Source organism: Accumulibacter sp., from assembly GCF_023806635.1.
GTDB lineage: Bacteria > Pseudomonadota > Gammaproteobacteria > Burkholderiales > Rhodocyclaceae > Accumulibacter.
In genome coordinates this window covers 1-10,374 of record NZ_JAMTDQ010000092.1, presented here as the reverse complement: position 1 = coordinate 10,374, position 10,374 = coordinate 1, and the positions used below count along the sequence as shown (strand labels likewise).

The following is a 10,374-nucleotide window of genomic DNA, read 5'->3' as shown; positions in this document are numbered from 1 at the left end:
CGTTGCCAACCCAGCTCTTACCGCTTCCCGACAGCGGCTAACAGAGGAAAATAGGATTATAGGCGGCATCGGGCTTCGCGTTGCCGTGGCGGACGGGCGGTCGTCGCTGCGGCCGGCTGCCGCTCCCGGCACAGGCTGCCCATGCCGTCACAGTCCCGTAACATTCGCGTTCTAAGCTGCCTCCGTCCATACTTCTGTCCGCAACCCGAAACGAGCGCGTGCCCCATGAGCGATCACCTGAGCAAACAATTCGACCTCGAACTGGAGAACATCCGCACCCGCATCCTGCAGATGGGTGGCCTGGTCGAAAGACAGGTGCTGGCGGCCGTCGATGCCTTCAGCAGCGGCAACCTCGACGAGATGCAGCAGGTCATCGGCAGCGATCGCGAAGTGGACGCACTCGAGGTCGGAATCGACGAGGACTGTACGCTGCTGATCGCGCGGCGGCAGCCGACGGCGCGTGATCTGCGGCTGGTGATGGCGATCTCGCGCATCGTCACCGATCTCGAGCGAGTGGGCGACAAGGCGTCGAAGATCGCACGCATGTCGCAGAAGCTGCACCAGGCCGGTTCGCAGCGGATTCCGCGGCTGTCCGACGTGCACCATTGCGGGCGCCTGGCGAGCGACATGTTGCAGGGGTCGCTCGATTCGCTGGCGCGGATGGACATCGATGCCGCGCGCCAGGTGATCGGCGCCGACAAGGCGATCGATGCCGCCTTCAATGCCATCCTGCGGCAGTTGATCACCTACATGATGGAAGATCCGCGAACGATCAGCGAGGCGCTCGACATCATCTGGATCGCCAAGGCGATCGAGCGCGTCGGCGACCACGCGACGAACATTGCCGAGAACGTGATCTACATCGTCAGCGGCATCGACATCCGGCACAGCGCGGTCGCCGCCAGCAAGACGGACGAAGCATGACGCGCAGCGAAGCCGGCCGGGCGCAGGTGCTCGTCGTCGAGGACGACAAGGGGATCCAGGAGCTGCTGCGCTTCACGCTCGTCTGCGGTGGCTGCCAGCCGCTGTGCGTGGAGACTGCCGAACAGGCGGAGACCGCGCTGGGCGGGACGCTGCCGGACCTGGCGCTGATCGACTGGATGCTGCCCGGCAAGTCGGGCCTGGCGCTGACGCGCAAACTGCGTGGCGAGCGACGGACGCGGCGGCTGCCGATCATCATCCTGACCGCGCGTGGCGAGGAGGCCGACCGCGTCGCCGGACTCGAAGGCGGCGCCGACGACTACATCGTCAAACCGTTCAGCCCGAAGGAACTGATGGCGCGTGTCCAGTCCGTACTGCGCCGCTGCGCGCCCCAGTTCGCCGCCGGCACGCTGACCGTCGGACCGCTGGCGCTCGATACCGTGGCGCACGAGGTGCGCGTTGCCGGCCAGCGCATCAACCTGACGCCGACCGAGTTCCGCCTGCTGCGCTTCCTGATGGCGAATCCAGGACGCGTCTATTCGCGCCAGCAGTTGCTCGACAACGTCTGGGGTGACCACGTGTATATCGAGGACCGCACCGTGGACATCCATGTCCGTCGCCTGCGCGTCGCGCTCGGCCCGGCCGCCGAGCATGTCGTCGAGACGGTGCGTGGCGCCGGCTACAAGCTCTGCGCCCAGCCAGGAACGCCACCGAGCGAGGCATGACTGCCGCCGGCCGCTGGTGTACGCGGATCGTTCTCACCGGCGTGCTGCCGATCGTCTGCCTGGCGCTGCTGCTGGCGGCGCTCCATGGCGCCATCTGGGGCTGGGTGGTGGCAGCCAGCGGGCTCATGCTCGTCGTCTTGCTGCAGACGCGCCGGCTGGCCTTGCTGGCGGCGTGGATCGATGGCCCGCAGCAGGGCGAGGTGCCTGACTCGGGCGGTGCCTGGGGGGAGGTGTTCCGCAAGCTGTCGCGCAAGCTTCGCCTCGACGCGCGCGCACTGGCGGAGGTCGAGGCGCGACTGGGCTCATTCAGCGACGCCATGGACGCCGTCCCCGATGGTCTCGTCGTGCTCAGCGAGAACCATCAGGTGCAGTGGGCCAATCGCGCCGCTGGCGAGCACCTCGGCATCCGCCTGCCGCGCGATGGCGGTGCGATCATCCAGCAACTCGTGCGCGCGCCGGGCTTCGCCGAGTACCTGAGCAGTCCGGCCGGACAGCCACCGTTCATCCTGCTGTCGCCGGCGGCCCGCCGCCGCGCCTATTCCCTGCGCGCGGTGCCGCTGGGCGAACGCAACACCCTGCTGGTCAGCCTCGACGTCACCGACGCCAGGCGCGTCGAGGCGATGCGCAGCACCTTCGTCGCCAACGTCTCGCACGAACTGCGCACGCCGCTGACCGTCGTCAGCGGTTTTCTCGAGCACTTCGGCGACGAAAGCGCGATGAGCGCCGAGCAGCGGCAGCAGTTCGTCCGCCTGATGAGCGAGCAGACGCGGCGCATGCTGAGCCTGGTCGACGACCTGCTGACGCTGTCCCGCCTCGAGGCGGAGGACGCACCCGCCAGCGAGGAAGACATCGACATGGCCGACCTGCTGGCGCAACTGCAGGCCGAGGCCGAGGGCCTCAGCTGCGGCCGCCACCGCCTGCAGTTCCGTTGCGGCGGCCCCGGGTTGCGCGGCAACCGCCATGAGCTGCACAGCGCCTTCGGCAACCTGGTGTCGAACGCGATCCGTTACACGCCGGCTGGCGGTGACATCCGCGTCAGGTGGAAGCTGCGCGCCGGTGTCGCCGTCTTTTCGGTGCGTGACTCCGGCGTCGGCATCGCCGCCGAACACCTGCCGCGCCTGACCGAGCGCTTCTACCGCGTCGACCGGGGCCGCTCGCGCGACACTGGCGGCACCGGTCTCGGTCTGGCCATCGTCAAGCACATCCTGTTACGCCATCAGGCGGTACTGGTGATCGACTCGCAGCCTGGCGTCGGCAGCAACTTCCGTGCCGAGTTTCCGGAGTGGCGGCTGCGGCCACAGCCCTCACCGGCTCTGCCGGCGGCCGACGAAGCCTGAACGGCGGCTGGCGCCGGCAGGCGAGGCCGTGTCGGATCGCGCCGCTCAGGTCGCGCCGCTCAGGTCGTTGACCGGGCCCGCTGACTGCGGTATACGACGGAAACAGTGCAGTCAGCCGGCGGCAAACCCGGCGAGGCGCCGGAGGGAGCTTGCGGCGGCTGCCGACTCGATCGAGAAACCATGGGGAGCGGTGATGGAACGGGAAGCAATGGAGTACGACGTGGTGGTTGTCGGAGCAGGTCCGGCGGGCCTGAGCGCAGCCATTCGCCTGAAGCAGTTGAATCCGGAATGGTCGGTGATGATCCTCGAAAAAGGTTCGGAAGTGGGAGCCCACATCCTCTCCGGCGCGCTCTTCGAGGCCAGGGCGCTCGACGAACTGCTGCCCGACTGGCAGTCCCGGGGTGCGCCGGTGACGACGCCGGTCTGCGAGGATCAGGTCTTCCTCTATCGCAGCGAGACCTCGGCCGTCCGCTTGCCGGGCTTTGCCGTTCCGGCGCCGATGCACAACGATGGCAACTGGGTGATCAGCCTCGGCTCGCTCTGTCGCTGGCTGGCCGAGCAGGCCGAGGCGCTGGGTGTCGAGATCTTCCCCGGCTTTGCCGCCGCCGAACTCCTCTACCATGAAGACGGCTCGCTGAAGGGTGTGGCGACCGGCGACATGGGACGTGACAAGCATGGCGAGCCGAAGGACGGCTTCCAGCCGGGCCTCGAGCTGCACGCCCGTTACACGCTGCTGGCCGAGGGCTCGCGCGGGCAACTGGGCAAGGAGCTGATCGCCCGTTACGATCTCGCTGCCGGCGCGACCGCGCAGCACTACGGTCTCGGCATCAAGGAACTGTGGGAGATCGATCCGGCGAAGCACCGGCCCGGGCTGGTCGTGCATGGCGCCGGCTGGCCGCTGAGCGAACATGGCGCCACCGGCGGCTCCTTTCTCTACCATCTCGATGAACGGCAGGTGGTCGTCGGACTGATCGCCGACCTCAACTACGCCAATCCCTACCTCTCGCCCTTCGAGGAATTCCAGCGCTTCAAGCGGCAGTCGGAGATCAGGAAATACCTCGAGGGCGGCAAGCGGCTGTGCTACGGCGCGCGGGCGATCACCAAGGGCGGTTTCAACAGCCTGCCGAAGCAGAGTTTCCCCGGCGGTCTGCTGCTCGGCTGCGATGCCGGGACGCTCAACTTCGCCAAGATCAAGGGCATCCACACGGCGATGAAGTCCGGCATGCTCGCGGCGGAAACGGTCGCTGTGGCGCTGCAGGCGGGCGACCAGGGGCGCAGCGATCTCGTCGCCTACGCCGTCGCCTTCCGCGAGTCGTGGCTGTACGGCGAACTCCACCAGGCGCGCAACTTCGGCCCGGCGCTGCACAAGTTCGGTACCTTTCTCGGCGGTGCCTTCAACTGGATCCAGCAGAACCTCTGTGGCGGCCGCATGTTCTTCACGCTCAAGGACCGCAGCAGCGACCACGGGCAACTGGCGCCCGCATCCCGCTTCCAGCCGATCGAATATCCAAAGCCGGACGGCAAGCTGAGCTTCGACCGGCTGTCTTCGGTCTTCATGTCGAACACCGCGCATGAGGAAGAGCAGCCGGTCCATCTGCAACTGCTCGACGCGAGCAAGGCGATCACGGTCAATTACCGCGAGTATGCGTCGCCCGAGCAGCGCTACTGCCCGGCCGGCGTGTACGAGATCGTCGAGGAGGATGCCGGTCCACGGCTGCAGATCAACGCTTCGAACTGCCTGCACTGCAAGACCTGCGACATCAAGGATCCGACACAGAACATCCGCTGGGTCGCACCCGAGGGCGGTGGCGGACCGAACTATCCCAACATGTGAGTCGGCTGGCAGGCGGCAGCGGCTGGCCGGGGTCGCTGCGTGTCTGCCGCCGGCAGGTGGGGCATCGTTCAGACTGCCGCCCGGTGGCGCGCCAGCGCCCAGCCGACGTGCTCCCGCACAAGCGCCGACGGGTGGTCGAGCCGCGAGCCCAGCGCGGTGACGACGCCTGGAGTTCCTGGACGGGCGTTGCCGAGGGCGACCGACACGTTGCGCAGCCAGCGCTCGTGGCCGATGCGGCGAATCGCACTGCCCGCGAGGCGACTGTCGAATTCGCTCTCACTCCAGGCAAGGAGTGCCGTCAGTGGCGCCGCATCGAGCCCGTTGCGCACGGCGAAGTCGGCGTCACCGATGCGGGCGAAACGATTCCAGGGGCAATGCAGCTGGCAGTCGTCGCAACCGTAGATGCGGTTGCCGATCAGCGGCCGGAGCGGCAGCGGGATGCTGCCCGCGAACTCGATCGTCAGATAGGAGATGCACAGCCGCGCGTCGAGTTGGTAGGGCGCGACGATCGCCGCCGTCGGGCAGACGTCGAGACAGCGCCGGCAGTCGCCGCAATGCTCGCTTGCCGGCGGGTCGGCGGGCAGTGGCAGGGTCGTGTAGATCTCGCCGAGGAAGTGCCACGAACCCTCGCGTGTCAGTGAGAGCGTGTGCTTGCCGCGCCAGCCGACTCCCGACTGCCGTGCGAACTCGGTCTCGAGAACCGGCGCCGAATCCGAAAAGACACGGCAACTGCAGGGCCGGCCGAGTCTCGCGGCGGCGTCCTGCAGGCGCATGGCGATCTTCTGCAGGCGGCCCCGCATCGTCTTGTGGTAGTCGCGGCCGAGGGCATAACGGGAAACGTAAGCCAGGCGGTCGTCACCCAGAACCGCCGCGGCGTCCGCCGCCAGCGGGCAATAGGGCAGGCTAGCCGAGATCACCGTCCGGACACCGGGCAGCAGCGCTTGCGGCGCCAGCCGCAGCGCTGCATGTTTGGCCATATAATCCATCGCCCCGTGCCGTCCGAGATCCAGCCAGCGCAGCAATCCCGGTGCAGCCGCAGCCACGTCGATGCCGCTGACGCCGATGGCGGCAAAGCCCAGTTCGGCGCCCCAGGAGCTGATCTGCCGCCGCAGCGCGGCCGCGTCGCCGGCGCTCACTGATTGCGCGTCGCCTGCCACTCGCATCCCACCCGTCTCGGAGTCCTCATCGTGCATAGCCCGGATGATAACCAGTCCGCCCTTCGCCTGCAGCTGCCGGATGCTGCGGTCACCGCTCGTGTCGGCGGTGCATTGGCGCCGCTGCTCAAGCCCGGAATGGTCGTTGCGCTCGATGGTGATCTCGGCGCCGGCAAGACCACGCTGGTGCGCGCGCTGTTGCGAGCCCGCGGTCACTGCGGCCCCGTCAAAAGCCCTACGTATGCGCTGGTTGAAATTTATGTGATTTCGAGGATATACTTCTATCACTTTGATTTCTATCGTTTCAACTTTCCGGAAGAGTTTCTGGATGCTGGGCTTGGCGAGTATTTCCGTGACGACGCGGTCTGTCTGGTCGAATGGCCGCAAAATGCGGCCGGGTACATGCCCGCGGCCGACCTCATCCTGCACCTGCGTTTCGCGCAGCGCGCAAGGGAGGTGGACATCGTCGCCTGCAGCGAGGAGGGTCGAGAATGTCTGCGAGCGCTGAGAAGCGGCTGGTTGCCCGCCGCCGGCTGATCAAGTTTACCGGCGCGTCACTGCTCTTGTCGGTCAGCCCGCTGGGGCAGGCCGCGGCGGGACGTGCCGTGGGAATCGTGGCGGTGCGGGTCTGGCCGGCGGCCGACTATACACGCGTGACGATCGAGCACAACGCACCACTGAAGTACACGCATTTCCTGGTCAAGGACCCCGAGCGCCTGGTGGTCGATCTCGAGGGAGTCGAGTTCAATGGGGTTCTCGACGGGCTGGCGAGCAAGGTCGCCGCCGATGACCCCAACATCCGCCTGCTGCGCGCCGGCCGCTACAAGCCGGGCGTCGTTCGCCTGGTGATGGAACTCAAGGGGGAGGCCAACCCGCAGGTATTCGAACTGGCACCGGTCGGTGGCTACGGCCACCGACTGGTTCTCGACGTCTATCCACTCAATCCGCCCGATCCGCTGCTCTCGCTGATCGACAGGAATGAGCCGGGGCAGGCGGTGGTCGAGAGCCGCACGGCCAGCCGGCCGGACAGCCGCAGCGAGGCACGGCCCGAGGCAGTGGCCGATGGCCGGCGCGAGGTCAGGAGCGAAGCGGCACCAAGCGAGCAGAAGGTGGCGGCCAAGCGCGCGGGGCGCCCGGTGGTCGATCGCCTCGTCACCATCACGCTCGATCCCGGGCATGGTGGCGAAGACCCGGGTGCGGTCGGCAGCGGTGGCAGCTACGAGAAAAACGTCACGCTGGCCGTTGCCCGGCGGCTGAAGGCCAAGATCGAGGCCGAGCCGAACATGCGCGCAGTGCTCACCCGTGACGCCGACTACTTCGTGCCGCTGCAGGCGCGCGTGCAGAAGGCGCGCCGGATCCAGTCGGACCTTTTCGTCTCGATCCACGCCGATGCGTTCGTCCGGCCCGATGCCAACGGCTCTTCGGTCTTCGTCCTCTCGGAGAGCGGCGCCTCGAGTTCGGCAGCGCGCTACCTGGCGCAGAAGGAAAACGCCGCCGACCTGATCGGCGGGGTCAACATCGACGTCAAGGATCCGGTGCTGGCGCGGACGCTGCTCGACCTGTCTCAGACGGCGACGATCAACGACAGCCTGAAGCTCGGCAAGGCCGTTCTCGGCGAGATCGGCGGCATCAACCGCCTGCACAAGGCGAACGTCGAGCAGGCGGGTTTCGCCGTCCTCAAGGCACCCGACATTCCGTCGATCCTGATCGAGACCGCCTTCATCTCCAACCCCGATGAGGAGAAGAAGCTGAACGACGACGTCTATCAGGACAAGATGGCCGAGGCGATCCTTTCCGGCATCCGCAAGTACTTCGCCAGGAACCCGCCGCTCGCCAAGTCACGGCTCGCGCGTCTCGACTGACGCCGGCGGCGTACCGGGCCTTCGCCGTTGCGGCTGGCCCAGGAGGTGCGCGGCGATGCGCAAAGGGGGGTTCCATAAGGGCGTGGCCCCTGCTAGAATCCGCGTCCTGCACTGGCGAAGCTGGACGCCGTGCCGCTGTAGCTCAGTCGGTAGAGCAGCGCATTCGTAATGCGTAGGTCCCCAGTTCGATTCCGGGCAGCGGCACCAAAGAATCAAGCACTTGGCCTCGGTCACAAGCCGGGGCTTTTTTCTGGGCTGGCGCCAGGCAGGCAGCCGATGGGTGCCTGCGGACCGTCGGTGCGCTGGCCTGTCTCTCGAGCGGTGGCGATGGCGCACACCTGTCCTCACGGGAGCCATCCTTGTGTGCGGCGGGCGGCGCACTTGTCCAGAGTTCACGTGACCTGCTGCCACGGCCGAGAAAGCCACAGCTGCCCGGTCAGCTGCCAGGCGGCTGAAACTGAACCATCCGGTCAGGATGGAAATCTCGCGAACTCGGGAAGTTCATGAAGGTGCAGCATCCAGTCAAGCCGCTCGGCGGTCTGTACTTGCACCGTCGGCGGCAGCGCTTCGGGATCGTCAAGCGTCGCCGACTGGACGTCGACAAGTCCCGGAAGGACCGCCGCATTCCGGTAGAACAGCCCGGTACCGCAGTCGGCGCAGAAACTCCGCATTGCTGTGCCGGAAGAGTTGATCGTCCTGGGCTGTCCCTTGGTCACCGTCAGGGAAGTCTCGGGAAACATGGCCCAAGCCACCGCCGGCGCTCCTGCGCTTCGCCGGCAGTCGCGGCAATGACACAAGGCCACAACCCTGGGCGCGCCCGAAAGCTGATAGTGAATGGCTCCACACAAGCACCGTCCGGAAAGGTTCATCGAAGAATCTCCTGGGAATGGGCCCTGGCCACGAAGCTGCCGCCATGGGATCGTGGCTTCGCACGATCCACCCCTGTTCGTTGGGCCACTGGGGGAACAAATAGCTGGACACCACAAGCTTTGTGTAGCTACAACAAGCGCATGATCACCTAGGATGAGAGCAAGCGCAAGAAGAACCCCAAAGCGCACGGCATCGACTTGGCCGAAGTTGATTGCGTATTCGACGCCCCGATGGTCACGGTGGAAGACGAACGCGAGCAGTACGGCGAACTGCGGCTGCGAAGTCTCGGTTGGTTTCGCGATCGGGTTGTCTTTCTGGTTTGGACGGAGCGCGATGGCAGCGCCCGAGTGATTTCCTGTCGATACGGTGACAAACATGAAACGCGCGCGTACTTCAAAGCCCTCGACCTTTGGCAAAGAGCAGATTGCTGCCGCGATCGAGGCAGAGCCCGAGAAGGTGAAGGACTCGGAATGCCCATACGATCCCAATGATGCGGATGCGGTGGCCAAGTATTGGGCCAAGGGCAAGGTTCGTCTTCCTGGCCAGCGCGGGCCGCAGAAATTCCCGACCAAAGTTGCAGTAACAGTTCGATACAGCGCCGAAGTGGTTGAGTACTTCAAATCGACCGGCGAAGGCTGGCAGACGCGCATGAACGAGGCGTTGCAGCAGTACGTCAAGAGACACCGCGTGGCGTAGTCAGTCGGCATCCAAGGGGCGCAACGTCCGAATTCACCGGACTCTGCGGCTTCTTGCAGAGGTGCGGTGGAATGATGGGTTAGCCCTTGCGCTCCATTACGATGAGCCGCGCAGCAAGCCCGAGAAAAACTACCCCCATCAGACGTTCAAGCACCACCTGACGACGGGGACTCGACAATAACCATTGCCCAAGGCTTCCACTGGCGACAGAAACAGCCGCCTGGAATAGCAGACCAAGAAGTGCCAAAACCGCACCGAGGGCAATGATTTGATGAAGTATCGGCCCGAAGGAGGGCGATGCAAACTGTGGGAGAAAAACACCCGAGAACAATATGGCCTTGGGGTTCAGCAGATTCGTCAGGAAGCCTCGGCGGAAGTTGTCGAATGGGGAACGGACTGTGGTTTGGACGCCAGCTTCGAAAGGCTTGGCGAGAAACGACTTGTAGGCGAGAAAAACCAAATAGGCGGCACCGCCATAGCGGATGACATCGAACGCCAACGGCGACGTGGCGACAATCGCCGCAACGCCAACAGCGGCGAAGATGGCATGAGCGAACATCGCCAATGCAATACCCGCTGAAGCCCACAGGGCCGGGCGGCGACCTTCAGTAGCACCTGTAGCAACAATAAATGCCAGATCAGGCCCTGGTGTGATAAGCAGCACGAAGCAGGCAGCGAGAAAGACTGGCAGAACAGAAATGTCAAATGGCATGGTGCCTCCTGAAAGGGCTAATCGGGATAGGAAGAAGCCTCACGGCTCCTCCCTCCCACACCACCGTGCGGACGGATCACGTACACGGCGGTTCGATGAATTGAATTCCTACCGCGGCGCAAGGCTCGGTAGTCCCATTTGTTCGAAGAAGCGCAACGGGAGCGCGATCGACAGGGCCGGCGTCTGCGACACCCGCCATGGACCGTGTGCTTGTTACGTCTTCCTCTCCCAGAGGGCTGAGGCGCTCGCTCATCCCGCGAACG

At 65.6% G+C, this 10,374-nt stretch carries 11 protein-coding genes and 1 tRNA gene; 9 read left to right on the top strand and 3 right to left on the bottom strand.

The annotated features are described in order from the left end of the window. Nucleotides 1-225 precede the first annotated feature (225 nt). The 4 genes from phoU (at nt 226) to NFW30_RS16235 (ending at nt 4,817) form a co-directional block, all read left to right on the top strand. The gene (phoU, locus tag NFW30_RS16250; protein ID WP_295356728.1) at nt 226-924 is read left to right on the top strand and encodes a phosphate signaling complex protein PhoU; all 699 of its coding nucleotides are present in this window, start codon (nt 226-228) and stop codon (nt 922-924) included. Continuing rightward, entirely contained in the window at nt 921-1,646 is a 726-nt protein-coding gene (phoB, locus tag NFW30_RS16245; protein WP_295356731.1) for a phosphate regulon transcriptional regulator PhoB, read from the top strand. The genes phoU and phoB overlap by 4 nt, the downstream gene beginning before the upstream one ends. Continuing rightward, a complete protein-coding gene (gene phoR / locus NFW30_RS16240) occupies nt 1,643-2,983 on the top strand; it encodes a phosphate regulon sensor histidine kinase PhoR (RefSeq protein WP_295356733.1) in 1,341 nt (446 codons plus the stop codon). Before phoB ends, phoR begins: the two co-directional genes overlap by 4 nt. 193 nt (nt 2,984-3,176) lie before the next feature. Further along, nucleotides 3,177-4,817, top strand: coding sequence for an electron transfer flavoprotein-ubiquinone oxidoreductase (locus NFW30_RS16235; protein ID WP_295356735.1), 1,641 nt, complete (start codon nt 3,177-3,179; stop codon nt 4,815-4,817). Nucleotides 4,818-4,885: 68 nt separating this feature from the next. Here the strand turns inward: NFW30_RS16235 and queG are convergent, their stop codons facing one another. Further along, the gene (queG, locus tag NFW30_RS16230; RefSeq protein ID WP_295356736.1) at nt 4,886-5,980 is read right to left on the bottom strand and encodes a tRNA epoxyqueuosine(34) reductase QueG; all 1,095 of its coding nucleotides are present in this window, start codon (nt 5,978-5,980) and stop codon (nt 4,886-4,888) included. A gap of 24 nt (nt 5,981-6,004) precedes the next feature. Here queG and tsaE point away from each other — a divergent pair, with 24 nt between their 5' ends. The 3 genes from tsaE to NFW30_RS16215 all read left to right on the top strand — a co-directional run bounded on the left by tsaE (nt 6,005) and on the right by NFW30_RS16215 (nt 8,040). Further along, nucleotides 6,005-6,508, top strand: coding sequence for a tRNA (adenosine(37)-N6)-threonylcarbamoyltransferase complex ATPase subunit type 1 TsaE (tsaE, locus tag NFW30_RS16225; RefSeq protein ID WP_363322118.1), 504 nt, complete (start codon nt 6,005-6,007; stop codon nt 6,506-6,508). Next, a complete protein-coding gene (locus tag NFW30_RS16220) occupies nt 6,463-7,833 on the top strand; it encodes an N-acetylmuramoyl-L-alanine amidase (protein ID WP_295356737.1) in 1,371 nt (456 codons plus the stop codon). The genes tsaE and NFW30_RS16220 overlap by 46 nt, the downstream gene beginning before the upstream one ends. A gap of 131 nt (nt 7,834-7,964) precedes the next feature. Continuing rightward, nucleotides 7,965-8,040: transfer RNA gene (locus NFW30_RS16215), tRNA-Thr, on the top strand. A 263-nt stretch (nt 8,041-8,303) separates the two neighbouring features. On the opposite strand, the gene NFW30_RS16210 is transcribed toward NFW30_RS16215, so the two are convergent. Continuing rightward, on the bottom strand, nt 8,304-8,702 hold the full coding sequence (locus tag NFW30_RS16210) for a GFA family protein (RefSeq protein ID WP_295356739.1): 399 nt from the start codon (nt 8,700-8,702) through the stop codon (nt 8,304-8,306). A gap of 198 nt (nt 8,703-8,900) precedes the next feature. Between NFW30_RS16210 and NFW30_RS16205 the strand changes: the two genes are divergently transcribed. Together NFW30_RS16205 and NFW30_RS16200 are read left to right on the top strand one after the other, a co-directional pair. Continuing rightward, nucleotides 8,901-9,194: a BrnT family toxin gene (locus tag NFW30_RS16205; RefSeq protein ID WP_295356741.1), complete on the top strand. Its 294-nt coding sequence runs from the start codon at nt 8,901-8,903 to the stop codon at nt 9,192-9,194. Next, nucleotides 9,079-9,399 carry a BrnA antitoxin family protein gene (locus NFW30_RS16200; RefSeq protein WP_295356743.1) on the top strand — a complete coding sequence of 107 codons (321 nt, stop codon included), beginning with the start codon at nt 9,079-9,081 and terminating at the stop codon, nt 9,397-9,399. Before NFW30_RS16205 ends, NFW30_RS16200 begins: the two co-directional genes overlap by 116 nt. 79 nt (nt 9,400-9,478) lie before the next feature. Here the strand turns inward: NFW30_RS16200 and NFW30_RS16195 are convergent, their stop codons facing one another. Continuing rightward, nucleotides 9,479-10,111 (bottom strand): LysE family translocator, encoded by a 633-nt coding sequence (locus NFW30_RS16195; protein WP_295356746.1) that lies wholly within the window; start codon nt 10,109-10,111, stop codon nt 9,479-9,481. Between the last annotated feature and the right edge of the window lie 263 nt (nt 10,112-10,374).